Source organism: Fodinicola feengrottensis, assembly GCF_010993775.1.
Taxonomy (GTDB): domain Bacteria; phylum Actinomycetota; class Actinomycetes; order Mycobacteriales; family HKI-0501; genus Fodinicola; species Fodinicola feengrottensis.
In genome coordinates, this window is sequence record NZ_WOTO01000048.1 from 1 (window position 1) to 22,767 (window position 22,767).

General features: G+C 66.0%; 27 protein-coding genes and 5 pseudogenes. 17 read left to right on the forward strand and 15 right to left on the reverse strand.

Going from position 1 to position 22,767, the window contains the following annotated elements; genetic code table 11:
- Window positions 1-902 (forward strand): hypothetical protein (locus GNX96_RS34575; RefSeq protein ID WP_279582237.1); only part of this gene is annotated, 902 nt, incomplete at its 5' end.
- A 553-nt stretch (window positions 903-1,455) separates the two neighbouring features.
- Entirely contained in the window at window positions 1,456-2,217 is a 762-nt protein-coding gene (locus GNX96_RS34585; RefSeq protein WP_163572157.1) for a crotonase/enoyl-CoA hydratase family protein, read from the forward strand.
- 76 nt (window positions 2,218-2,293) lie between these two features.
- Here GNX96_RS34585 and GNX96_RS34590 read toward each other — a convergent pair whose 3' ends face one another.
- The 6 genes and pseudogenes from GNX96_RS34590 to GNX96_RS34610 form a co-directional block, all read right to left on the reverse strand.
- The gene (locus GNX96_RS34590) at window positions 2,294-2,797 is read right to left on the reverse strand and encodes an anthrone oxygenase family protein (protein WP_163572113.1); all 504 of its coding nucleotides are present in this window, start codon (window positions 2,795-2,797) and stop codon (window positions 2,294-2,296) included.
- A 107-nt stretch (window positions 2,798-2,904) separates the two neighbouring features.
- Window positions 2,905-3,441, reverse strand: a complete 537-nt coding sequence (locus GNX96_RS34595) for an SDR family oxidoreductase (RefSeq protein ID WP_279582261.1) — start codon at window positions 3,439-3,441, stop codon at window positions 2,905-2,907.
- 40 nt (window positions 3,442-3,481) lie between these two features.
- Window positions 3,482-3,781: pseudogene (locus GNX96_RS57385) on the reverse strand (SDR family NAD(P)-dependent oxidoreductase); the annotation flags it as partial.
- Window positions 3,782-3,911: 130 nt separating this feature from the next.
- Window positions 3,912-4,124, reverse strand: a complete 213-nt coding sequence (locus tag GNX96_RS34600; protein WP_163572114.1) for a hypothetical protein — start codon at window positions 4,122-4,124, stop codon at window positions 3,912-3,914.
- Window positions 4,125-4,233: 109 nt separating this feature from the next.
- Window positions 4,234-4,398, reverse strand: coding sequence for a hypothetical protein (locus GNX96_RS34605; RefSeq protein WP_163572115.1), 165 nt, complete (start codon window positions 4,396-4,398; stop codon window positions 4,234-4,236).
- Between the two features lie 141 nt (window positions 4,399-4,539).
- The gene (locus GNX96_RS34610) at window positions 4,540-4,923 is read right to left on the reverse strand and encodes a DUF3159 domain-containing protein (protein WP_163572116.1); all 384 of its coding nucleotides are present in this window, start codon (window positions 4,921-4,923) and stop codon (window positions 4,540-4,542) included.
- 40 nt (window positions 4,924-4,963) lie between these two features.
- Between GNX96_RS34610 and GNX96_RS34615 the strand changes: the two genes are divergently transcribed.
- Both GNX96_RS34615 and GNX96_RS34620 read left to right on the forward strand, forming a co-directional pair.
- On the forward strand, window positions 4,964-5,788 hold the full coding sequence (locus GNX96_RS34615) for a hypothetical protein (protein ID WP_163572117.1): 825 nt from the start codon (window positions 4,964-4,966) through the stop codon (window positions 5,786-5,788).
- A gap of 122 nt (window positions 5,789-5,910) precedes the next feature.
- On the forward strand, window positions 5,911-6,603 hold the full coding sequence (locus GNX96_RS34620; RefSeq protein WP_279582238.1) for a glycoside hydrolase family 75 protein: 693 nt from the start codon (window positions 5,911-5,913) through the stop codon (window positions 6,601-6,603).
- Here GNX96_RS34620 and GNX96_RS34625 read toward each other — a convergent pair.
- The 4 genes and pseudogenes from GNX96_RS34625 to GNX96_RS57390 form a co-directional block, all read right to left on the reverse strand.
- Window positions 6,600-7,283 (reverse strand): YoaK family protein, encoded by a 684-nt coding sequence (locus tag GNX96_RS34625; RefSeq protein ID WP_163572118.1) that lies wholly within the window; start codon window positions 7,281-7,283, stop codon window positions 6,600-6,602. The two genes, GNX96_RS34620 and GNX96_RS34625, sit on opposite strands and share 4 nt — an antisense overlap.
- A pseudogene (locus GNX96_RS34630) lies at window positions 7,280-9,004 on the reverse strand (pyruvate dehydrogenase). The gene GNX96_RS34625 and the pseudogene GNX96_RS34630 overlap by 4 nt, the downstream one beginning before the upstream one ends.
- A gap of 79 nt (window positions 9,005-9,083) precedes the next feature.
- Window positions 9,084-10,217, reverse strand: coding sequence for an FAD-dependent monooxygenase (locus GNX96_RS34635; RefSeq protein ID WP_279582262.1), 1,134 nt, complete (start codon window positions 10,215-10,217; stop codon window positions 9,084-9,086).
- Entirely contained in the window at window positions 10,106-10,540 is a 435-nt protein-coding gene (locus GNX96_RS57390) for an FAD-dependent monooxygenase (protein WP_279582263.1), read from the reverse strand. Before GNX96_RS57390 ends, GNX96_RS34635 begins: the two co-directional genes overlap by 112 nt.
- A gap of 67 nt (window positions 10,541-10,607) precedes the next feature.
- On the opposite strand from GNX96_RS57390, the gene GNX96_RS34645 reads away from it, so the two are divergent.
- From GNX96_RS34645 to GNX96_RS34655, 3 genes are all read left to right on the forward strand, one after another.
- Window positions 10,608-10,946, forward strand: coding sequence for a TetR family transcriptional regulator (locus GNX96_RS34645; RefSeq protein ID WP_163572119.1), 339 nt, complete (start codon window positions 10,608-10,610; stop codon window positions 10,944-10,946).
- Window positions 10,925-11,254 (forward strand): TetR/AcrR family transcriptional regulator C-terminal domain-containing protein, encoded by a 330-nt coding sequence (locus GNX96_RS34650; protein ID WP_279582239.1) that lies wholly within the window; start codon window positions 10,925-10,927, stop codon window positions 11,252-11,254. The genes GNX96_RS34645 and GNX96_RS34650 overlap by 22 nt, the downstream gene beginning before the upstream one ends.
- A gap of 91 nt (window positions 11,255-11,345) precedes the next feature.
- Entirely contained in the window at window positions 11,346-12,995 is a 1,650-nt protein-coding gene (locus GNX96_RS34655; RefSeq protein ID WP_163572121.1) for a glycoside hydrolase family 43 protein, read from the forward strand.
- Here the strand turns inward: GNX96_RS34655 and GNX96_RS57395 are convergent.
- Genes GNX96_RS57395 through GNX96_RS57405 form a run of 3 tightly spaced genes read right to left on the reverse strand, consistent with a single transcriptional unit; the run spans window position 12,979 to window position 13,687 of the window.
- The gene (locus GNX96_RS57395; protein ID WP_279582240.1) at window positions 12,979-13,158 is read right to left on the reverse strand and encodes a hypothetical protein; all 180 of its coding nucleotides are present in this window, start codon (window positions 13,156-13,158) and stop codon (window positions 12,979-12,981) included. The genes GNX96_RS34655 and GNX96_RS57395 overlap by 17 nt on opposite strands.
- Window positions 13,158-13,502 (reverse strand): class II aldolase/adducin family protein, encoded by a 345-nt coding sequence (locus GNX96_RS57400; RefSeq protein WP_279582241.1) that lies wholly within the window; start codon window positions 13,500-13,502, stop codon window positions 13,158-13,160. The genes GNX96_RS57395 and GNX96_RS57400 overlap by 1 nt, the downstream gene beginning before the upstream one ends.
- A complete protein-coding gene (locus GNX96_RS57405; RefSeq protein WP_279582242.1) occupies window positions 13,430-13,687 on the reverse strand; it encodes a class II aldolase/adducin head domain-containing protein in 258 nt (85 codons plus the stop codon). The genes GNX96_RS57400 and GNX96_RS57405 overlap by 73 nt, the downstream gene beginning before the upstream one ends.
- Window positions 13,688-13,811: 124 nt before the next feature.
- On the opposite strand from GNX96_RS57405, the gene GNX96_RS34665 reads away from it, so the two are divergent.
- Both GNX96_RS34665 and GNX96_RS57410 read left to right on the forward strand, forming a co-directional pair.
- Window positions 13,812-14,561 carry an endonuclease/exonuclease/phosphatase family protein gene (locus tag GNX96_RS34665; RefSeq protein ID WP_279582243.1) on the forward strand — a complete coding sequence of 250 codons (750 nt, stop codon included), beginning with the start codon at window positions 13,812-13,814 and terminating at the stop codon, window positions 14,559-14,561.
- Window positions 14,534-14,743 carry an endonuclease/exonuclease/phosphatase family protein gene (locus tag GNX96_RS57410; RefSeq protein WP_279582244.1) on the forward strand — a complete coding sequence of 70 codons (210 nt, stop codon included), beginning with the start codon at window positions 14,534-14,536 and terminating at the stop codon, window positions 14,741-14,743. The genes GNX96_RS34665 and GNX96_RS57410 overlap by 28 nt, the downstream gene beginning before the upstream one ends.
- Here the strand turns inward: GNX96_RS57410 and GNX96_RS34670 are convergent.
- Together GNX96_RS34670 and GNX96_RS34675 are read right to left on the reverse strand one after the other, a co-directional pair.
- Window positions 14,730-15,584 carry an HpcH/HpaI aldolase/citrate lyase family protein gene (locus GNX96_RS34670; protein WP_279582245.1) on the reverse strand — a complete coding sequence of 285 codons (855 nt, stop codon included), beginning with the start codon at window positions 15,582-15,584 and terminating at the stop codon, window positions 14,730-14,732. The genes GNX96_RS57410 and GNX96_RS34670 overlap by 14 nt on opposite strands.
- Window positions 15,581-16,645 carry an HpcH/HpaI aldolase/citrate lyase family protein gene (locus GNX96_RS34675; protein WP_163572123.1) on the reverse strand — a complete coding sequence of 355 codons (1,065 nt, stop codon included), beginning with the start codon at window positions 16,643-16,645 and terminating at the stop codon, window positions 15,581-15,583. The genes GNX96_RS34670 and GNX96_RS34675 overlap by 4 nt, the downstream gene beginning before the upstream one ends.
- Before the next feature lie 145 nt (window positions 16,646-16,790).
- Between GNX96_RS34675 and GNX96_RS61645 the strand changes: the two are divergent.
- The 8 genes and pseudogenes from GNX96_RS61645 to GNX96_RS57420 all read left to right on the forward strand — a co-directional run.
- Window positions 16,791-16,940: pseudogene (locus tag GNX96_RS61645) on the forward strand (hypothetical protein); the annotation flags it as partial.
- A 67-nt stretch (window positions 16,941-17,007) separates the two neighbouring features.
- Complete coding sequence (locus GNX96_RS34680; RefSeq protein WP_313885851.1) at window positions 17,008-18,237, forward strand: fumarylacetoacetate hydrolase family protein; 1,230 nt, start codon at window positions 17,008-17,010, stop codon at window positions 18,235-18,237.
- Window positions 18,234-19,046: a 4-hydroxy-tetrahydrodipicolinate synthase gene (dapA, locus tag GNX96_RS34685; protein ID WP_279582246.1), complete on the forward strand. Its 813-nt coding sequence runs from the start codon at window positions 18,234-18,236 to the stop codon at window positions 19,044-19,046. The genes GNX96_RS34680 and dapA overlap by 4 nt, the downstream gene beginning before the upstream one ends.
- Window positions 19,028-19,168 carry a hypothetical protein gene (locus GNX96_RS57415; protein ID WP_279582247.1) on the forward strand — a complete coding sequence of 47 codons (141 nt, stop codon included), beginning with the start codon at window positions 19,028-19,030 and terminating at the stop codon, window positions 19,166-19,168. Before dapA ends, GNX96_RS57415 begins: the two co-directional genes overlap by 19 nt.
- A 1-nt stretch (window position 19,169) precedes the next feature.
- A pseudogene (gene hpaE, locus GNX96_RS34690) lies at window positions 19,170-20,655 on the forward strand (5-carboxymethyl-2-hydroxymuconate semialdehyde dehydrogenase).
- 12 nt (window positions 20,656-20,667) lie between these two features.
- Window positions 20,668-21,710 (forward strand): annotated as a pseudogene (gene hpaD / locus GNX96_RS34695) (3,4-dihydroxyphenylacetate 2,3-dioxygenase).
- Window positions 21,711-21,730: 20 nt separating this feature from the next.
- Window positions 21,731-22,660: a hypothetical protein gene (locus tag GNX96_RS34700; protein ID WP_163572124.1), complete on the forward strand. Its 930-nt coding sequence runs from the start codon at window positions 21,731-21,733 to the stop codon at window positions 22,658-22,660.
- Complete coding sequence (locus GNX96_RS57420; RefSeq protein WP_279582248.1) at window positions 22,597-22,764, forward strand: hypothetical protein; 168 nt, start codon at window positions 22,597-22,599, stop codon at window positions 22,762-22,764. Before GNX96_RS34700 ends, GNX96_RS57420 begins: the two co-directional genes overlap by 64 nt.
- Window positions 22,765-22,767 lie beyond the last annotated feature (3 nt).

Genomic DNA, 22,767 nt, shown 5'->3' on the forward strand with positions numbered 1-22,767 from the left:
ACAGCGCCGACAGCGCGACGCAGGTGGTCTGCTTGAACACTCGGCGGGCCGCCCGGATTTTCGGGCTGTCGCTGAACGATCCGCTAACCAGCTTCTTCAATGCCGATTTCCGCTGTCAATTCCAGCTTGGTGAGATGGTCGCGCCGGCGCCGCTGCAGGTGGTCCTGATCCTCACCGCGGTCATCGTGGTGCTGTGGCTCGGAAACGCGCTGCACCGGATGTACGCCGCGGCTGTCCTGGTTGGCGGGTTGCTGGTCATCAACATTTTGGCGTACCAGGTCTGGATCAACCGGCTGCTGATGCCGTTGATGCTGCTGGCACTTTTGCTCTTACCGGTCGCGGTTTCCTTGCTGGCCGCGAAAAGACCTTGGCTCCGGGAATACCGGCTGGCCATCGGCGGTGCGTTGGTCGCGCTGGTGATGATCGGCGGCGCCGAGGCGATGGCTTTCGGCGACCCGCGACCGGCGTACCGGCTGGGCATTCTGTTCTCCCAGCCGGCCGACCCGGTGCCGTCGCTGCTGCCCTCCACTCGTGCCCTGGTGGCCGGAATCGAACAGGTGAAGAAGTCCGGCGCGAAAGTGGTCGGGCTCTCCGAGTTCGAGAACAGCCAGGAATACGCGATCTGGGTTGGGCTCGGTGCCTCGCAGGACAAGGTCCGGTTGGTCGCCATGAAGAGCGTCATTCCCAAGCTGCAGGAAGACACTAGCCAAGTGGATGCGGTGTTGTGCGTACAGGTGAAGGTGTCCGACTGTGCGGACGTGTTGCCGGCCGGCTGGAATGTCCAGGTGCACACGGACCCGGAAAGCTCGGTGATCGCAGTGGTGGCGCTTTCCCCGAAACTGGCTACATCCGCTCCAGGGTCCGGTGCTGGTCAGCCAGGTAGCGGTAAACTTCCGCGTTGAGCGCGATTTTCTGACGGTCGGTGTCGGAAAGTTGGCGGACGACCCTCGCCGGTGTGCCGACCACCAGTGAGCCGGCCGGGATTTTGGTGCCCTCCAACACACCACCGCGCCGGCCGCCACGATCGAGAAAGCGCCGACCACCGTTCCGTTCAACAGCGTCGCGGACATGCCGATCAGCACGTCATCCTCCACAGTGGACCCGTGGATGACCGCGTTGTGCCCGACCGACACCCGATCCCCGATGGTGGTGGGAAAACCGGGGTCGGCGTGCAGCACGCTGTGGTCCTGGATGTTCGTCACGCTGCCGAGGGTGATCTCGGTGGTGTCGGCCCGGATGGTGGTGCCATACCAGACGCTGGAGGCCGGCCCGATCCGTACGTCCCCGATGACCCGGCACCCGGCGGCCAGGAACGCCTCCGGGTCGATGCGCGGACGCCGATCGCCGATTGCGGCGACAAATGGTTCACTCATGGCGTTCTCCTTGGGGGACGGCTTTTCACAGCGTACGAGTGGATACATGAAGGTGCCGCTGGCGGGGCCTAGAATCCCGGGCATGGCGGAAAGTGTGCGGGTGGAACGCAGCGGGCCGGTGACCACCGTGGTGTTGTCTCGGCCGCAGGCGCGCAATGCGGTGGACGGGCGGACCGCAGCGCTGCTGGCGGACGCCTTTCGGGAGTTTGACGCCGATCCAGCTGCCGCGGTCGCGGTTTTGTGGGGCGAGGGCGGCACGTTCTGTGCGGGCGCGGACCTGAAGGCGATCGGTACGCCCCAAGGCAATGCGGTCACCGCGGACGGCGACGGGCCGATGGGCCCAACGCGGATGCGGTTGGGTAAGCCGGTGATCGCGGCGATCGCCGGGCACGCGGTGGCCGGCGGGCTGGAGTTGGCGCTCTGGTGTGATTTGCGGGTAGCTGACGAGACCGCGGTTTTCGGGGTGTTCTGCAGGCGGTGGGGCGTGCCGCTGATCGATGGCGGCACAGTGCGGCTGCCGCGGTTGATCGGCGTCAGCCGGGCGATGGACCTGACGCTCACCGGGCGGGCGGTGCCGGCGCAGGAGGCGTACGCGATGGGGCTCGCCAACCGGCTGGTCCCTGCTGGGCAGGAGCGGGAGGCCGCCGAGCGGCTCGCGGCTGAATTGGCCTCGCTTCCACAGACCTGCCTACGGGAAGACCGGCTTTCGCTGCTGGAACAGGAATCCCTGAATGAGCCGGCGGCATTGGCCAACGAACTGCGGCACGGCTGGGTATCGCTGGGCGCGGACGCGGTGGCCGGCGCGGCCAGGTTCGCCGGTGGCGCCGGTCGGCACGGCGGCTGACTTTCCTCACAAGATTCACCAAATGAGCCCGGATCGCGCCAAAGTCGGCGGGATCCGGGCTCCTTTGCCTTGCGGACTATGCGGTCGTACGCCCTGCCATGACCAGGGCCCAGGCCAGGCAGCCAAAGGCCGCGGTGTTGGTGAGTGCGCGTACGAGATTCCATCCGAGCCAGGCGTTTTCAAAGGCGTGCCGGACGGCGGCGAGGTCGCCGATCTTGGCGGGGTCGCCGGCGGCCATCAAGGCGTCGTTCAACGGGACGTTGGCGGCAATGGTGACCACGAAAGTGACCAGATAGAACAACACGGCGGCGAGGATCCAGGGGAAAACCCGCCACCCGCTGCCGCCCATGTGCAGCGCCGCGGCCACGATCGCGGTCAGTAGTGCACCCATGAAGGTGAGGAAGAACCAGCCGTTCAGGATAGCCACGTTGATGTTCTGCATTGTTTCGATGAAGGTGCGGTCGCTGCTGGCGGCCAGGCCGGGCATCACCGCGCAGCAGAACCCGTAGAAAAGCCCGGCGATCAGGCCGGTGGTGAGGGTGGCCGCGATCAGCGACAAAACCCGCAGAAAAGACAACATGGATCCTCCATGGCCGAATGCTTTGCGTTGCATTCAGTTAAGCGCAGCGGATCCGCGCGGGCCATGTTCCAGAAAAACTCACCCGCATGCGCGTACGTCCACCAGACCTACTTCCCGATCACCGGGCCGCCGGCCTGAATCGTCTGGTCGATCCAACGATCGGGGTCGGCGGCCTTGATCGCGTAGTCGGCGGCCACCGACGGGTGCGGCAGGATCAGGAATTCCTCGGTGGCCAGCCCGCGAACGGCGGCCTCGGCGACGTCTTCGGGGCGCAGCAACGGACCTGCCGCCGCGATCGCCAGCGCGGACGGATGACCGGCCGCTATGCCAGGCATCAGAAGGTCGGTGCGGACGCCCAGCGGGCACAGCGCGCTGACCCGGATCCCGCGCGGTTTGTAGGTCACCGCAAGCCATTCGGCCAGCCCGACCGCGGCATGTTTGCTGACCGTGTACGGCGCGTCGCCGGGCACGCCGAGCAGGCCCGCGGCGGACGCGGTGATCAACAGATAGCCCGAACCACGCCGGATCATTCCCGGAACGGCCGCCTGCGCCGCGTAAACATGCTGGAGAACGTTGATTTTCCAGGAACACTCCCACTGTTCCCTCGGTCGCGTGCAAGCCGGTTCCAAACGCCTGCCCGGCATTCGAGCAGAACAGGTCGAGTCCTCCGTACGATTGCTGAGCTGTCCGCACCAGCCGTTGCATCTCGGTTTTCGAGGAGGCGTCAGCGCGAACCGCGACGGCCTGCTGGCCTTGCGCTTCAATGCCGGCGGCAACCGCTTGCGCCGCCTCACCGTCAATGTCCGAGACGACCAGCCCGCGGGTGCCGGCCCGCGCCAACCGCCGGGCCAACGCGGCGCCGATGCCTTTTCCGGCGCCGGTGACGATGGCTATCCGGTCGGTCAGGATCATCAGAACTCCCCGTTGTGTTTCGTCGCTGGGCATGCGGATCATAGGTCGATGGCTGACTTGGATCGGATCCATGTCACGTTCGGCGCGATTCTTTGTTATGGCGATGACAAGGCGGCGGCAACCTTCGTTGTCTGTCGGACAGCGCAACGCCCCGCTGCGTGCGTGGGGCGCACGAAGCGGGGCGTTGCTTCCGGGGGACCGGCTAAAGGAGAGACGCGGTGGAGGACGGGATCCGCGCGCTCACGTAGTCGCTAACGGTCCGCCACTGCGTCTCCTGCTCCGGGGGTTTGACCAGCATCTGCCCGCAGTGCTGGCAGCGGGCCATCTCCAACGTCTCGTACGGGCGGCAAATGGCGCCGAGGGCGTTCCCGGGCTGATGCGCGTGGCGCTGGACAAAACGGGAGCTAGGTGACAAGGGTCGGTCCTCCGGCGTCTCGGATGTCACGAAGAGGATGTTGTCTGTCACTGTAAGTCGCTGCACGTGCACGATGCGCGTCCCGGCTGAAGATCATTCAGCCCGCGCATTAAACCGTCTGGAAGCCCCGGGCGGCGGCCATCCGCTGGCGGCGTCGTGCGTACCACATGGTCCAGCCGACCAGCCCGATGATCACCGCGATCGGGAGCTGCTGGGAGATGGCGACCATCACCGTCAGCGGCAGCAGGAACACCAGGACTGTACGCGTGCCCACCTCGGCAAGCAGGACGACACCCCAGACGACGGTCAGGAAATACTGCGTACTGCGAAAACCCTTGAGCTCCCACAGGTCGTTCCAGCCTTTGATGCCGCGCCGGCGTGCCGTCCGTACCGAACCGGCGGCCGAAGAAGAACATCAGTGGCCGCGGGAAAAGCAGCGATCCCAGGCAGACGATGCCGAACAGCGCGTCGTCGGCGCGGAGTCCTTGATCAGCGCCACCTTCGGGCTGTTGAAGGCCAGCGAACTGGCGATCCCAATGACCAGCAAGATGAGCACGAACAGGCTTAGTTCGTCCAATCGGCGCTGTTTCGCGTACACGATGGCGAGCTCGACGGCCGGCCAGAGGCCGCTGATGGCGAGCGCCGCGACCGGGCCGATGCCGTACTGGGTCAGGACGAAATACGTGACGGTCGTCAGGATCAGGTTGAAGAAGATGGTCGGCAACATGCTTTTGAGGAAGGCGCCGAAGCCGGCGCGTTCGCCGGTCGGTGCGGTGGCAGTGGTCTGCTGCTGGGTCATCGGCTGGCTCCCGTGCGGAGAAGTAGATGTGACGTTTACGATGACGATCGTGAATCAGCACGTCAAGTCTGGGCGCGGACGCTCGGTGAGCTTTGTCCCGTTTGTGTTCGGGGTGTCCCAACAGGAAGAGCTGCCGGGGACGGTGCTGACCACCCTGCTGGGCGATCTGGGCCTGACCACCGCGGCGGCGCGGGCGCTGATCGCCCGGATGCAACGCGACGGCCAGCTGGCGGGTACGCGCCGTGGCCGCGGTGTCGACTACCGGCTGATCGGGGAGTTCCTTCGGCAGTTCAAGCGCATCCAGACGGCCGAGACACGGCCGCCGATGCGCTGGACAGGTGCGTACGATGCGCTGCTCTTCCAGGTGCCCGAGCAACACCGGGCGTATCGCGACGCTCTTCGCCGGCATGCGCTCTTCGCCGGCTACGGCATTCTCCAGCCGGGTGTGCTCATCTCCCTGTCGGACCGGCGGACGGTGCTGGAGAGCCGGCTGCCGGATCCGCCGGACGGGTCCCGGCTGCTCTCGGCGCGGCTGGAAATGTCCATCGAGGACGCGGCGGAGGCCGCTTGTCGCGGATGGGATTTGTTGGGGCTCGCTGAGATTTACCGCGCTCACCTGCGGAGTTTGCGGTCGGAGCTGGGAAAGAAGTCGCCGTTGCCGGCCACCGGTGCGACCCTGCGGCGCTGGAACGAGCTGAGCGTGGCGGCGCTGGTCGATGTCGGCCGGTTGCCGGACCTGCCGCCGGAGCTGCTGCCGCAGAACTGGCCGCGACCGGAGCTGTTGGACGCGCTGGCGAAGATTGAGGCGCGTTTTGGCGGGCCGTCGCGTGCCTATGTTGGCTCGTACGGCCGGCAGCTTCGCTGATTCTCGCCCGATTCCATCGCGCTGCCATCGCGCCTTCCTAGCCTGCGACGCGACGCGACGCCGGGTCGTCGTGACCCGGCGGGCGCCGGCTTCCAGGCCGGCCTCGGCAGGAAGGAAAGCCTGTGCGTAGATGGAAAACGCTGGTCGCGGCTGGCGGATTCGCGGTCGTGATGGTGCTGGCGTCGATGTCGCCGGTCGGCGCCGCTGCCGTACGTCCGCTGGATTCCGGCCCGACCGCGAGCCAGTTGCTCGCGAAGGTCGGCAACTGTACGACAAAGCTGACCAAGGAGCCGCTGCAGGAGGACGAGGACTCGCCGCGGAACGTGAACGTGTGTGGCGCCAACGGAGCGGTGTTCTACCAAGCGGACATGGATGTCGACTGCGACGGCCAGCGTACGGATCAGTGCAACGAGAACACCGACTGCTGCTATCAGGATGACACGACTTTCCACCAGTCGGACGGACAAGCGCTCAATGCCGCTCAGCTGCCGTATATCGTGATGCCGCGCGACAGCAGCAACTGGGACTGGCATCAGAATGGCATCGACGGCGGGTCGGTGGCGGCAGTGATCTATGACGGCAAAGTCGAATACGCCGTGTTTGGGGACACTGACTCACCAAACAAGGTCGGGGAGGCCTCGTACGCGACCGCCCAGGCTCTCGGGATCGACCCGGACCCGCGCTCGGGCGGTGTCGACGACGACGGTGTCACCTATATCGTCTTCTCCAACACCACTGCGGATCCCATCGAGTCACATGACTCCGCGGTGACCCTCGGACAACAAGCCGCGCAGAATTTCATCAATAACAACTAGGCTTTGCGTTCGTGCCATAATCCGTACGTGAGCAGGGCGAAGGCGGCGGTCAGGATGCCGGCGGCGATCCACAGTGCCCGGTCGCCCAGGGCCATCGTGGCCAGCGCGCCGATCGCGGCGCCGACCAGGAAAGACAGGCAGACCATCCCGAACCACAGCGTGAGACGCCAGTTCTTGGTGCGTACGGCTGAAAACGCGTTGCTGACCAGTGAACGCAGGTTGTTCGTGGTGACGATGGTGCTGTACGACTGATCGCCCACCTTTCGGAACGAGGTGGACTGCAGCGCGGCGGCAAACGAAATACCGAGCGCCAACCAGCCGGTCGTGAAGACCGTCGGCAGACCGGCGACCACCACCAGGAACACGATCTCCAGTCCCAGCGTGGTGGCCGCCGCCCAGCGGATGTATTTGCGGGCAGCGGGCTGCATAATGCTCTCGCCCACCAGTGCACCCACCAGGAACGCGGCGATCGGCAACGCGTGCTGGGCTGTGTCCGGCCAATGGCCGCCGGCCGCGGCTACCCCCCCGGTGAGGATGATGTTTCCGGTCATCGCGTTGGCGAAAACCTGGCCGTGGTTCAGATAGGTCAGCGCGTCCAGGAACCCGCTGGCGATGGCCAGCAGCGCGGCAATCAGCAGCGACTCCTGGCCATCGCGGACCCGGTGCACCGGCACGGTCACGGGCGGGGCACGTTTCGCAGGTTCGCGCGGGCCATCTCCACCATGTCGCCGACGCCGCCGGTCAGCACGGTCCGGCTGATCGCGGCGGCAAAACCACGCACCTGTCGGCCGGTGACCCGCGGTGGCACGGCCAGCGCATACGGATCGGTGACCAGATCGACCAGGGCCGGACCCGGATGCGCGAACGCCTCCACCAAAGCGTCTCTTACCTCGGCTGGTTTTTTTCCACTCGTACGGCGTGAACTCCGGCGGCCCGGGCGATGCCGGCGAAGTCGACCGGCGGATGGTCAGTACCGTAGTCGGGGAGGCCGTCGACCAGCATTTCCAGTTTCACCATGCCCAGTGTCGCATTGTTGAAGACGACGACCTTGACCGGCAGATCCGCGGACGACAACGTGAGCAATTCGCCCATCAGCATGGCCAGCCCGCCGTCACCGGAAATCGACACCACCTGGCGGCCCGGGGCCGCCAGCTGCGCGCCAATCGCGTGCGGTAGCGCGTTGGCCATGCTGCCGTGCCGAAAAGAGCCGAGCACTCGGCGTTTTCCGTTCGGCGTCAGGTAACGGGCCGCCCACACGCAGCCCATGCCGGTGTCCACGGTGAAAACCGTGTCGTCGTTGGCCACCTCGTCGAGGACTTTCGCCGCATATTCTGGATGGATCGGCGTCCGGTGCTCGATGTTCTTGGTGTACGCGTCAACGACGACTTCGAGTTTGCGGGGTGTGCTCTCGCAACATCTGGTGCAGGAACGACGGGTCGGTTTTCTGGGTCAGCTTGGGCAACACGGCCCGGATGGTTTCGGCGACCGAGCCGTGCACCGCCAGATCCAGCACGGTCCGACGGCCCAGGTGTGCCGGCTCGATGTCCACCTGGATGGTCTTGGCCTGCGGCAGGAACGTGTCGTACGGGAAATCGGTGCCCAGCATCACGATCCGGTCCGCCGCGTGCATCGCGTCGTAGCAGGCGCCGTAGCCGAGCAGGCCACTCATGCCCACGTCGTACGGATTGTCGTACTGGATCCATTCCTTGCCACCAAAGGAATGGCCCACCGGCGCCTGCAGCCAGCTGGCCAACTCCATCACGTCATCATGCGCGTTTTCGCAGCCGGCGCCGCAGAAAAGCATCACCTTCTCGCCGTTGTTGAGCAAGGTGGCGAGCTGGTCGACGGTGGTGGGGGGGGGCACCACCGCGCCCGGCTCTGCTGGCCGGAAATCCTCGTCGCTGCCATACGCTTTGCGTTCGGCGATGTCGCCAGGGATCGTCAACACCGAAACTCCGCGCCGGCCAACGGAAGTTTGCATGGCCGTACGCAACAGCCTGGCCATCTGCTCCGGCTGGGAGACCAGCTCGCTGAAATGGCTGCATTCGGTGAAGAGGCTTTCCGGGTGAGTTTCCTGGAAATAGCCGGAACCGATCTGTCCGGACGGGATGTGCGAGGCGATCGCCAACACCGGCGCGCCACTGCGATGCGCGTCGTAAAGGCCATTGATCAGGTGCAGGTTGCCCGGGCCGCAACTGCCCGCACACACCGCCAGTTTTCCGGTCAGCTGCGCCTCGGCGGCGGCGGCGAAGGCGGCCGCCTCCTCATGTCGTACATGCACCCACTCGATGCCTTCGGTGCGCCGGATGGCGTCGACGATCGGGTTCAGGCTGTCGCCCACGATGCCGTAGACTCGGCTGACTCCGGCCCGCCGCAGCGTCCGGACGAGCTGTTCGGCCACACAGTTGGCACGATCGGCACTCCCTCATTGGTGACTGTCCTTTGTCGCCATCCTCTCCCACCGATATTCATGCGTCCAACTACCCGCCGAACCACGTTCGCAGAGTGATCGTCAGATCGTCCGGTGAGGTGTCCTCCCAACAGACATAGCCATCCGGCCGTACGAGCACACTGCCAATTTCGTCGGACTCACCGGTGATGATGTGGACCCAGTCGCCCCACCGGGCGGCGGCATGAGCGAATGTGCTGTCCGGGCTCAGATCCAGCAGGACCGGTCGTCCACTGTGGAGCAACTCGCGGGCCGCGACCGTGCCGTCGGGTGTACGAACTTTGGCCGGTGGCAGGAATTCGCCGCAGTCGTAGCGTACGTCCAGCGCCGTGATCATGGCGCCGAGGAACTGGTTCACCTCGGGGATGTCCATCATCTCGGTGAAAAGCTCGCGGAGCGGGGTGACCTGCGGACTGGGGTTCATCAGGGCGACCTGGGCGCGGGTGTTGTGCAGCACGCCGGCCGCGACCGGCCGGCGCTCGGCGGTGTACGTGTCGAGCACTTCGTCGCCGGCCCAGCCCTGCAGCGTGGCGGCCAGTTTCCAGCCCAGGTTCATCGCGTCCTGAAGGCCGAGATTCAAGCCCTGGCCACCAAAAGGGGAATGGATGTGCGCGGCGTCGCCGGCGAGCAGAACTCGGCCGCGGCGGTACGTGTCAACCAGCCGGGTGTTGTCGGTGAAACGGGACACCCACTGGGGTTCCGCGGGAATATCGACCGGCCGGCCGACCACTCGCGCCAGCGATGCGGCCAGCTCCGCCTTGGTCATCGGCTGGTCCCGGTCGGCCCTGTCCGTGGGCGGACTGTCGAACTCGACGGTCAGCACCCGCAGTGGCGTCACCTGGATCACGCCGCCGTCCAGCCGATGCCAGCCGGCGCCGGGGTTTTCCAGCAGCTCCGGCACTGCCACGTCGCCGAGCCGGCCGGTGATCGTGGGTTCGTGGCCGTCGAGGGGAAAGCCCGCGAGCGTACGAACGGTGCTCCGGCCGCCATCGCAGCCGACGAGGTAACTGGCCCGCAGGTCCGTGCGGCCGTCCGGGCCGATCACCGACACGGTCACTTGGTCCGCGTCCTGGTGGAGACCGACGATCTCGTGTCCACGTAGGAGGGTCGCGCCGAGCCCGATGGCCCGCTGGGCGAGGAAATCCTCCAGGTCGGCCTGCTGGATCCCGAGGAAGCCGGCCTGGTTGGTGGGCAGCCGGTCCAGCCGGATCGTCCGGATGCCGGCGAAATGCGCCAGCGGAATGCCCCCCGCGCCCTCGCCTGGTACGACCGGAGCCGGCTGGACTTGCGCTCGGCCCGCGCCCGCAGCCCCTCGACCATCCCGCGCAGCTCCGCTGACTCCACCGTACGCGGATGCAGCCCACCGGCCTTGGAAAAACCGGTCGACTCGGCCAGTTTCTCCACCACGGTCACGGTCACGCCGAACAGCCGCAGTTCGGCGGCCAGCATCAGACCGACCGGTCCGGCCCCGGCGATGATGATCCTCATCAGATCTCCTTAACAAGTTAAATGGCGTCTGTTGCCGATCGTTCCCTTAACTTGTTAAGGTGTCAAGGTGGCGAGTGACACCGAGCGGGAGCCGCTGACCAGAGACCGGGTGGTCGTGGTCGCCCTCCGGCTGCTGGACGAGGACGGCCTGGAAAAGCTGACTCTGCGGCGGATCGCCAAGGAGTTGGATGTGCAGGCACCGGCGCTTTACTGGCATGTGGCCAACAAACGCGCCCTTCTGGACTACCTGACCGACGCGATGGTGGCCGGCGGTCTGGCCGGGCTTCGCGGCCGGAAGGCGGATGAGCAGTGGTGGCAGTGGCTGCATCGGGCCGCCGCGCTGCTGCGCGCCGTGGCCTGCTCAAACATCAGGACGGCGCGCGGGTGGCCGCCGGCGCCGACCTGAGCAGGGCCGCCGCGCTCGCGACCTGGCTGGACCAGACCGTCACGGTGTTGACCGATGCGGGGTTCGACCTGCATGACGCGGTTTTGTCCGCAGGATCACTGATGAGCTTCGTGATCGGCCGTACGGCCGAGGAACAGTCGTTGCCGGACGGGAAAACGCTGCGAGATCTGCAGGACAGAGTGCGGTTGAAGGCGGTGGCTCGCGGCCTGGCGACCACCGACCGTCGGCAGTCAGCCGACGCGCGGGCCCGCCAGGCGGTGGGCATCTTCATCACCGGCCTGCGCACGATCCTGCGCGAGTCGCAGTGATGGTTTTCACTGTCGATTTCGATCCGTCCGGCTTTCAGGCTTGACGGCTGGCCGAAATATTGTGAGCCTGCGGGGGCCGAGGGTGGGAGGCGTGGCCGTGCGCGTGGGTGCTGCTCAGAAGTGGTCTTTCCGGTGGATTGCGGTCGTCGTGTCGCTGCTGGCATTGGTAGCTGGCACGACCGGCGCCGCTGGCGCGCCGCGAACCGCCGCGGGGACTTTTACCAATCCGGTGGTCACCAACCGGTCCGATCCGCACATCATTTCGTCGGGCGGAAAGTATTACTACACCTCGACGGACGGCTGCGCCGGCGGCTATATCTGTGTGTGGTCCTCGGCCACCCTGACCGGCCTGGGATCGGCGACCCGGTTCACGGTCTTCCAGATTCCCGGCTGTCCGGCCGCCAACTGCGCTGAGGTGTGGGCGCCGGAAATCCACTCGATCAATGGCGCTTTCTACATCTATTACACCGCCGGCGCCGGCTCCGCCCACCGGCTTTTCGTGCTCAAGGCGAAGACCAGCGACCCCACCGGCGCGTACGCGGAAGCGACCACTGGCGCCGCGCATGGCCAGTTAACCGAGTCCAGCGGGCTGTGGGCGATCGACCCGGATGTTTTCCAGACTTCGGACGGCAAGCTTTACCTGACCTGGTCCGGATGGCCGGACAGCTCCGGATCGGAGCAGAACATCTACCTCGCGCCCATGAGTGACCCGCTGCACGTGAGTGGCAACCGGGTGTTGCTGTCCCAACCGGACCGACCATGGGAAACCGCCGGGCTGAAGGTCAATGAGGGGCCGGTCGGTTTCCAACACGGTGGCAAGACTTTCATCACGTACTCCGGCAGTTTCTGTGGCACCGACAGCTATGCGGTGGGACTGCTGACGAACACCAGCGGCAATCTGCTCGATGCGGCTGGCTGGACGAAAACCGGTCCGATTTTCAAATACCACAGTGGAGTGAAAGGTCCCGCGTCCTTCGTCCCGATTCGTACGGTCGACGGGGTCGAAGACTGGTTTCTGGTGCACTCCAACACGAACGCCTGCGACTCCGGCCGGGAGCTGCGGTTGCAGCGGCTTTATTGGGACACCGACGGAAGCCCGCTGCTGGGCTACCCGGTCGCCGACGGAGTTCCGTTGCAGGCGCCGTCGGGTGAGCTGGGTTCGACCGGCAGCCCCAACCCGTACAACCAGGGCTGGGGCGACGCGTTCGGCGATCTGGCCGAAGGCGTGAATGACGGCCGTTCGGTGGGAAGCTGGACCGTGACAAGTCCGGCTGGGGCGACCCTGACTTCTTTTGGTGGCGTTGGGTGGACCCGACTTTTCCGCGCTTCCAACCCGAATTACGAGACATATCGAGTGACGGTCGATACGACATGGACCGGCACCGGGACCACGTCCGGCTTCCCGAAATACGGGATCTACGCGTCGTACGACGACCGGAACAACCACGTCGAGGTTTTCATCGACCGCAAGAACAACGTGCTGGCGACCCACGCGGTTGTCCAAGGGACCGAGCAACCATGGCAGAATGCCAACCTGCCGGCCGGGTTCGATCCGACCGTGGCGCATCGGTTGAGCGTCCTCAAAACCGGCGCCTCGTACGAGTTTTCTCTCGACGGCACGGTGATGCAGCAACGCACTTTCTCCGGCACTTTCCCCGTGCTGCTCAACGGCCAGGTCGGCCTGGTCACCGAGGACAGCACGGCCGCCTACACCAACCTCGCCATCACCGATATGCGGTAGCGCGGCGGACCCAATACTGCCAGCCGGCTTCGATTTGGCTGGGGGCCCAGCAGATCGGCGCCTTTTCCAGGCTTTCCTCGTCGCTGGTCCAATGCCGCACCTCACCGGCGGACTGCGCGGCCAGTTGTACGGAACAGGCCCGTTCCAACAGAATCGCGGTCATCACCGCGTGCGCGGCATCGACACCGACGGCCACCAACCGTGTTGCGGCATGAGACACGCGCGGGCCGCGCCGAGATCCGCCGCCAAAGCCCGCCCCAGCTCAGCCGTCCGTACGAGATTGGCCGTCGCGGTGTGGCGTGGCAGCCCGTGCTCGGTAAAAACCACACGCGCGTCGTGGCTGAGTGGCCGCAGCGGCACGCCGAGCGCGCTGAAGGCGTTGACCGCGGCGGAATGCGTGTGGACGGTCACATTCACCTCCGTACGGGCCCGCATCACCTCGGTGTGAATGGGAAACTCCAGATGCAGGTGTGGATCGCCAGCCAGCGGCTGGCCGTCCCAGGACACCAGCCCAGCCCGACCCGATCCGCGGTGATCTCTTCCAAACCCCAGCCGCGGGCTTTCATCCAGACACCGCGCCCCTGCGGGTCGCGCACCGCAAGGTGGCCCCACACCATGTCGCCCTGGCCGGCGGCGGCGAGAGCACGGGTCGCCAGCGCGGTCAATGTGGCGGTGTCATCCTCTGGTGGCATCAGACAGGTCCCTTCAGGCTGATTTTCGGCGCTGGCCGCCGACCTACAGTGAATCGTAATGACCAGAATCGATGATTACCCGCAGGTGGCGTCACAACGCCGGCAACCGACCGGTGTCGGAAGGGTGCTGCGTGGACTTTTGCTTTTCTGCTGTGGGTTTTTGCTGTTCTTTACCGCGGCTCTGACCGCTGTCCGGCTGCTCGGTCTCGACGACGGCACGTATCTCGCCTTGCCGATGGCCGGATTCCCGTACGCGGTGGCCGCCACCATTGTGCTCACGCTCGTGGTGCTGGCGGCCAGCGGGCGATTGCTTCTGGTGCTCGCGATCGCCCTGGTGGTCACGCAGCTCTTCCAAGTGGTGCCCCGATTCATCCCGCACAACACCACGGCCAGCTCGGTACGCCTGCGGGTGGCCGCCGCCAACACCGACGTGGGCAAGGCCGATCCGCAAACCATTATGGCGTTGGTACGGTCCGAGCAAATCGACGTGCTTTCGCTGGAGGAATTCACCGCGGCCGGTGTGCAGGCGCTCGACCGCGCAGGCATCGGGAAACTGTTGCCCTATCATGAGTTGCATCCCGAGATCGATTCCTCGATTTATTCCCGCTATCCGCTGGTCCTCAGTGGACTGCTGAAGGCCGCGACGAAATGGCAGCAGCCGACAGCGCAGATCATGGTCGGTGGTCGGACGGTGACCATCGTCGCGGTGCACACGTACTATCCGCCGGGCGACCCGCAAAGATGGGCGCAAGATCTGCAGGCGCTCGGTGGGGCGGCGAAGACCGCCGGCAAGGACACCGTCTTTCTCGGCGATTTCAATGCGACCCGACCCTCGACCATGCCACCATGCGCAACCTGCTGGCCGACGGGCTGATCGACAGCCACGCCGAGTTGGGCCGCGGCTGGGCGCCGACCTGGCCTTCGGTGCTGCCGGTTTTCCAGCTGGACCACGTGTTGCACGGCAGCGGTCTGACCGCGGTCCGAGCCGGCGAGCAGACGATTCCCGGCTCGGATCATCGAGCCGTCTTCGCCGAGCTCGCCCTTAACCAGCGCTGATCGCGTCCGCTAGAGCCAAAATTCGCTCAGCATTGCGTATGTGCAGGTTCTCGATCATCCGGCCGTCGACGGTGACCACACCACGACCTTCAGCCTGGGCTTGGGAGAAAGCGTCGATGATCCGCCGCGACTTTTCCACCTCGGCGTCTGATGGCGCGAAGATTCTGTTGCAGGGAGCGAGCTGGGAGGGGTGGATCAGGGTTTTCCCGTCGAAACCGAACTGCCGGCCCTGCAGGCATTCGGTCTCAAAGCCGTCCAGATCCTTGACGTCGTTGTAAACCCCGTCCAGGATCACCTTGCCCGCGGCGCGTGCTGCCAGCAGGCACAGAGACAACCCGGTGAGCAGCGGTGCGCGGCCGGGCACGTACTCGGCGTGCAGCTCGTTCGCCAAATCGTTGGTGCCCATGACAAGAACGGTCAGTCGCTCCGACGCGGTGGCGATAGCAGTGGCATTCAGCATCGCCTCGGGCGTTTCGACCATGGCCCACAACGCGATCCGGGACGACCCCAGCGAGCTTTCCAGGGCTCGTACGGCAGCGGCCGAGCTCACTTTGGGCACCAGGATCGCGTCCGGCTGGGCTGCCGCCGCCGCCGCCAGGTCTTCGGCGTGCCACTCGGTGTCGGCGGCGTTGACCCGAATGGCGATTTCCCGCTGGCCGTACGCACCGGAGGAGGCGGCCGCGCACACGCGTTTTCGGGCCTCTGCCTTGGCATCCGGCGCGACCGCGTCCTCCAGATCGAGGATCAACGCGTCCGCGGGCAGGGTTTTGGCCTTTTCCAACGCACGCTCGTTCGCGCCAGGCATGTAGAGGACGGATCGGCGCGGTCGTACGGATGTCACGCGTCCTCCTCGGAAGCCGCGTACGCCTTGGCCAGCTCGGGATCGCGTTCGGCCAGCGCGTCCGCCAACTCCGCGACCACCCGGCATTGCTTCACGCTCGCGTCGTCCTGCATTTTGCCGTCGATCATCACCGCGCCGGTGCCGTCGCCCATCTCCGCGATGACTCGTCGGGCCCACCGTACTTCGGCTGGGTCGGGCGAGAAAACCTTGCGGGCGATGGGAATCTGCGCGGGGTGCAGGCTCCAGGCGCCGACGCAGCCGAGCAGGTACGCATTGCGGAACTGGTCTTCGCAGGCGACGACATCCCGAATATCGCCAAAAGGCCCGTAATAGGGCAGGATTCCGTTGGCGACGCAGGCATCCACCATCCGGGCGACCGTGTAATGCCACAAATCCTGTTGATAGGTCGTACGACCAGAGGTCAGGTCGTCGCCGATGGGGTCGGATCGTACGAGATAACCCGGATGGCCGCCGCCGACCCGAGTGGTTTTCATCCGCCGGCTGGCGGCGAGGTCGGCCGGCCCGAGCGAGAGGCCCTGCATGCGTGGGCTGGCGCCGGAAATCTCCTCGACGTTGGCGACGCCAGTGGCGGTTTCCAGGATCGCGTGTACGAGGATGGGCCGTTCGATGCCGGCTTTTGCTTCCAACTGAGCCAACAGCCGGTCAACGTAATGAATATCCTCGGCGCCTTCGACCTTGGGCACCATGATGACGTCCAGTTTGCCGCCGATCGCTGGTACGAGCGTGAGCAGATCGTCCAGCGCCCAGGGCGAATCGAGGCTGTTGATCCGGGTCCACAGCTGCGTATCACCGAAATCGGTCGCTTTGCCGATGTCGACCAGCCCGCTGCGGGCGGCTTCCTTGTTGCTGGCCTGGACGGCGTCCTCCAGGTTGCCCAGCAGCACGTCGACCTTGGGCGCGAGGTCCGGCACCTTGGCGGCCATCTTCGGGTTGCTCGGGTCGAAGAAGTGGATCATCCGGGACGGCCGGAACGGGATCTCCCGGACCGGCGTCGGGGCGCCGACGGCCAGCGGCCGGAAGAAGTCCTTCGCCGAGCGCATGCTGCCTCCCGTGTGGCGGATCGGTTGGAGGGTCACTTTAAGGCCAGCGCGGCCGGCAGGCTCCCGACGGTGAGAAATGCAACGCTGACAGGGGGCTCCGGGAACGTCATATATGATTTCGTACACGAAGCTGAGGAGGTCGCGCATGCAGGATCCGGTCAGCGCCGCCCTGGGCAGTCGCCCGGGCGCGATCGTCGCCGTGCACGTCAACTACCCCAGCCGGGCGGCCCAGCGTGGCCGGACGCCGGCGCATCCGTCGTATTTCCTGAAACCCGTCTCGTCACTCAGCGCCACCGAACAGCCGCTGGTACGTCCGCAGGGCTGCGAGCTGCTCGGCTTCGAGGGCGAGATCGCGCCTGGTCATCGGTCGTACGACCCATCGCGTCACGCCCGAGCAGGGCTGGGCGGCTGTACGCTGGGTGACCGCCGGCAACGATGCGGGCGTCTACGACATGAGGTACGCCGACCGCGGTTCGAACGTCCGATCCAAAGGCGGTGACGGCTTCACGCCGCTCGGTGTGGAGCTGCTGCCGGCCGAGAAAGTGCGGCCTGACCGGTTGTGGATCAGGACATATCTCAACGGCGAGGTTGTTCAGGACGACACCAGCGAGGGTCTCTTCTTCGGCTTCGGCCAGCTGGTCGCGGACCTGTCCGAGATGCTCACGCTGCAACCCGGCGACGTGATCCTGACTGGCACGCCGGCCGGCGCGAGCGTCGCGCAGCCGGGTGATGTCGTCGAGGTGGAAGTCGGCAGTCTCGACGATCCGGCGCTGACCACTGGCCGGTTGCGCAACCGGGTGGTCGCCGGCGACGGGCCGGTCGGTACGTACGGCGCGCCGCCCAAGGCCGATGACACGACTCGCGCCGAGGCGTACGGGCAACCCGCGAAGGGTCTGGATCCGGCCGTACGAGCCCAGCTGTCGTCGGTCAGTGTCGCGACTTTGAGCGCTCAGCTCAGAAAACGCGGCCTCAACACGGTGTCGATCGATGGCGTACACCCCCTGCGGCCGGGCAGCAAAATGGTCGGCACCGCTCGTACGCTCAGATATCTGCCGCTGCGCGAGGATCTGTCCGACTCTCGCGGGGCCGGCTTCAACGCCCAAAAACGCGCCATTGAGGCGGTCGGTGCTGGTGAGGTGCTGGTGATGGAGGCACGTGGCGAGGCCGGTTCGGGCACTATCGGGGATATTCTCGCTTTACGCGCGCAAGTCCGTGGCGCGGTCGGGATCGTGACCGACGGCGGCGCCCGCGACTCGGCCACCCTGTCCACATTGGATATTCCGGTTTTCGCCGGAGTGGCCCATCCCGCGGTGCTTGGTCGTCGGCATGTGCCGTGGGAGACCGATGTGGCGATTGGCTGCGGCGGCGCGCTGGTCGAGCCGGGTGACGTGATTGTCGGCGACGACGACGGGGTTTTGGTCATTCCGCTGGCCTTGGCCGCCGAGGTGGCCGCCGACACGGTTGAGCAGGAGCGGCAGGAGCGGTTCATCGTCGAGCAAGTACAGGCCGGAAACTCGGTCAAGGGGCTCTATCCGCTCGGCAAAGACTGGAAACCGGCGTACCAGCAGTGGCTGGAAGGTGGCGGGAAATGAAGTTTCGCAGTGATCCCAGCACGATCAGGGGCTCGATCGCGCCGGTCGTGACGCCTTTCACCGCCGAGGGAGCGGTGGACACCAACGGCCTGCGCAACCTGATCCGCTGGCAGCTGGCGAACGGATCGCACGGGATTTCGCTGGGTGGCTCGACCGGCGAGCCGAGCGCGCAGACGATCGCCGAGCGGGCCGCCGGAATGCGAGCCGCCGTCGAGGAAATTGGTGATGCCGTCCCGTTCGTACCAGGGACCGGATCGGCCAAGCTGGACGAAACCTTGGAGCTGACCGGCATCGCGCGAGAAGTCGGCGCGGACGCCGTACTGATTATCACGCCCTATTACGCACGGCCCACCCAGGAAGCGCTCTACCAGTGGTACGCGACCGTGGCGCGGGAATATCCGGACCTGCCGGTCATCGTCTACAACGTGCCATCTCGTACCGCCGTGGACATCGCGCCAGAGACGGTGGCCCGGCTGTTCCGCGATTTCGACAACATTGTCGGCATCAAGGAAACAACCAAGGACTTCGAGCACTTCTCTCGGGTACTTTACGCGGCCGGGCCGGAGTTGTTGGTGTGGTCGGGAATCGAGCTGCTGTCGCTGCCCTTGATGAGCCTCGGTGGCGTTGGTTTCGTTTCGGCGGTGGCCAATCTCGCGCCGGCCGCGGTGGCCCGAATGTATCAGGCCTGGGTGGAGGGCGACTTCGCGACCGCCCGCGACCTGCATTTCCGGCTGCACCCGCTGGTCGATTTGCTCTTTGTCGAGACCAATCCAGCGCGGCCAAGTGGGTGTTGGAGCAGCGCGGCCTGATCGCCTCCGGCTATGTCCGGCCGCCGCTGATCGCGCCGACCGAGCCGGGCCTGGTGAAAATCAAACAGCTGCTGGCGCTGGGCGAGGACCTGCTCAGCCCGCTCCTTGACGAGAAGGCCTGAGATGACCCCGGAAAACCTGCCGAAGTTCCTGCCGCACCACATTGGCGGGCAGGAGGTGCCAAGCCGTTCCGGCGCCACCTTCGACATCGCTGATCCGGTGTCCAACCAGCCGTACGCGACGGCCGCCGCCGGCCAGGCCGAGGACATCGACCTGGCCGTACGAGCGGCTCGTGACGCTTTTGTCGGTGGGCCATGGCCGACCATGACGGCTCGCGCGAGGGCCCGGGTTTTGAACAATATCGGCGATGCCGTGGAGGCGCAGGGCGAACGGCTGGCCGCGCTGGAAACCTTCGACACCGGGCTGCCGATCACCCAGGCGCTCGGCCAGGCAAAGCGGGCCGCCGAGAACTTCCGGTTCTTCGCCGACCTGATCGTGGCGATGAACGAGGACGCCTACCGGGTTCCGGGTGCGCAGCTGAACTACGTTGTCCGCAAGCCGGTAGGGGTGGCTGGGCTGATCACCCCGTGGAACACGCCTTTCATGTTGGAGAGCTGGAAACTCGCGCCGGCGCTCGCCTCCGGCTGCACGATCGTGTTGAAGCCGGCCGAGTTCACCCCGTTGTCGGCCAGCCTGTGGGGTCCGATCTTCGCCGCTGCCGGCCTGCCGGCCGGAGTTTTCAACCTGGTCAACGGGATCGGCGAAGAAGCCGGCCAGGCGCTGGTCGAGCATCCGGGCGTACCACGGATCTCCTTCACCGGCGAGACCACGACCGGTCAGACGATTATGCGGACGGCCGCGGAAAACCTCAAAGGGCTGTCGATGGAGCTCGGCGGCAAGTCACCGGTGGTGATCTTCGCGGACGCCGACCTCGATGCCGCGCTGGACTCCTCGCGCTCGGGGGGTTTTCTCGCTGAACGGTGAAAGGTGTACGGCCGGATCACGAATTCTCGTGGAGCGCAGCGTCTACGACGACTTCGTTAACCGCTATGCCGAACGGGCCAGCAAAATCGTCGTAGGCCCGCCTTCTGACAAGGCCACCGAGGTTGGCGCGCTGGTACATCCAGAGCACTACGCAAAGGTGCTCTCGTACGTCGAGATCGGCAAGACCGAGGCCCGGCTGGTCGCCGGCGGCTCTCGCCCAGCACATCTGCCCGAGGGCAACTACCTGGAGCCGACGGTGTTCGCGGACGTTCCGTCCACCGCGAGGATCTTCCAGGAGGAGATTTTCGGACCGGTGGTGGCGATAACGCCGTTCGACACCGAAGAAGAGGCGATTTCGCTGGCCAACGACGTGAAATACGGCCTCGCCGGCTATGTCTGGACCGAAAACCTGGGCCGCGCACACCGGGTGTCCAGCTCGATCGACGCCGGCATGGTGTGGGTGAACTCGCACAACATCCGCGACCTGCGGACGCCTTTCGGCGGCGTGAAAGCCAGCGGGGTCGGCCATGAGGGCGGTCACCGCAGCATCGATTTCTACACCAACGAACAAATCGTGCATGTGGCCACCGGCGACGTACACACTCCGCGTTTCGGCGCGCGTTAGAGAGGAATTCAGATGGCTTCGATCGCGCCGCCAGACGTGATTCGCTCGGCCTACGCTGAGCTGGTCGTCACCGACCTGGCCGCTGCTCGCTGGTTCTATGTGGACGTTCTCGGTCTGGTCGTGACCGCCGAGACCGATGACGCGCTTTACCTGCGTGCGTACGAGGAATACACCCACCACAGCCTGGTGCTGCGGCTCGGTGAGGCGCCCGCGCTGGCTTTGTTGTCCTACCGCGTGCGTGGCCTACAGGAGGTGGACGCGGCGGAGGCGTATTTCAGGGATTTGGGCGTACGCGTGCAAAGGGTGCCGGCTGGCACCACACTGGGCATCGGCGAGGCGGTCCGCATCGAGGATCCGCTGGGATTCCCGATCGAGTTTTTTTCTACGACTGCACGCATGTCGAGCGGCTGACCCAGCGGTATGACCTGCAGCCGGCGAACGCGTTGTCCCGGCTCGACCACTTCAATGTCCTCACACCGGACGTGCCAGCAGCCGAAGCGTACTATCGCAAGCTCGGCTTCGGTGTCTCGGAAACCATTGAGGACGCTGACAATCTTTACGCTGCCTGGCTTTTTCGCAAGCAAACCGTGCACGACATCGCGCTGACCAACGGTGACGGGCCACGGCTGCATCACCTGGCTTTCGCCGCCCACGAACGCGGAAACATCCTCAGCACCTGCGATTTGCTGGGAGCGCTGAACAAGCAGGGCATGATCGAGCGCGGCCCGGGCCGGCATGGCGTCTCGAACGCGTTCTATCTCTACGTACGCGACCCTGACAACCACCGGATCGAGCTCTACACGACGGATTACTACACCGGAGATCCGGACAATCCGACCGTACGCTGGGATGTGCATGACGACCGGCGCCGCGACTTCTGGGGCAATCCGGTCGTGCATTCCTGGTATTCCGAAGGAACGGTCGTGCTGGATCTGGACGGCAAACCGCGGGCGTTGGGCAGTGCGGCCGCCAGCGAGGAGAAGGTCCGGGTAGGCGCGGACGGCTTCAGCGTGGCTGAGGATCTGGGCGAAGGGAAGCTCGGCAACCAGGTCTGAGATGGCATGCTGGGCTGGTGATGGGGCAGGCGCGGCGGGTTTTGGAGCAGGTGCGGCAGGCGCCGGCGCCATGGCCTGGGCTGGAAAACCCCGAGCTGCGGGCCACTGTGTTGTGGGCGCTGCAGTACGACCGGCGGCCGACGGATCTGCTCCTGTTGCGGTGGCTGATGGACCAGGAAATCGCGTACCGGCGGGCCCAGGACGGGCTGGGTGAAGTGGCCGAGCTGGCCGGCTTTCTGGTGGCCGAGCACCGCCAGCTCCAGGACGTAACACGGCACTGGGGCCTGAAGCGAGCCAATTTCGACGCCGGCGCCGGCTATGACACGCAATATCTGTATCTGTTCGCGGCGGGAGTGTCGGCAACCATCGCGTACGTCCGCGAGAGCGACCTTCCCGATCGGGAGGCCCTGCTCGACTATTTGGTGGACCGCGCGATCGATCTGACCGAGGCTGAGCTGGCGGACTGGTTCGCGGCCAGGCGCTCGTGGTTTCCGGCCGACGAGACGGCCGAGGATCCGATGACGTGGATCGATCGCGCGCAGCTCGTCGGCCGCTCGGCCGCTCGCGCGGCAGTGGCTGTACGAGTGGGCGGCCGGTCGGGAGCGGGACCGCGAGACGCTGTCCGGCCTGCGCTACCGGCTGGCCGAGATGGGCGACCCGGCCGGCGCCGCCGACGCGCAACGGGAGCTGATCGACCTGGCCGGCGAACCGATGGACGTGGCCGGCGGGTGGCAGGAGTTGGCCGAGCTGGAGCGTACGGCCGGCCGGACCAATGCCGCCTGGGAAGCGTTGCCGGCGGTGTGGGTTGGCGCTGGCCGACGTGCCGGGCTGGGAGCGTTACGGGCTCGGCCGGTCGTACGTGTCGGAGCTGTTCTGGCTCGCCGGCGTGGCTGAGGCAGCGGTCGCGTCGCAGGCCTTCGCTGTCGCGGACGGCGCGGTCGTACGACTGACGTGGGTGCCGGCGGTGCTGCTCGATGCGGCTATCTCGGCGGCCGACCGGCTGGGGTATGCGCAGCGGAGTGCGCACTACCGGGCGGCGAGGTCGGCCTTGTAGGGC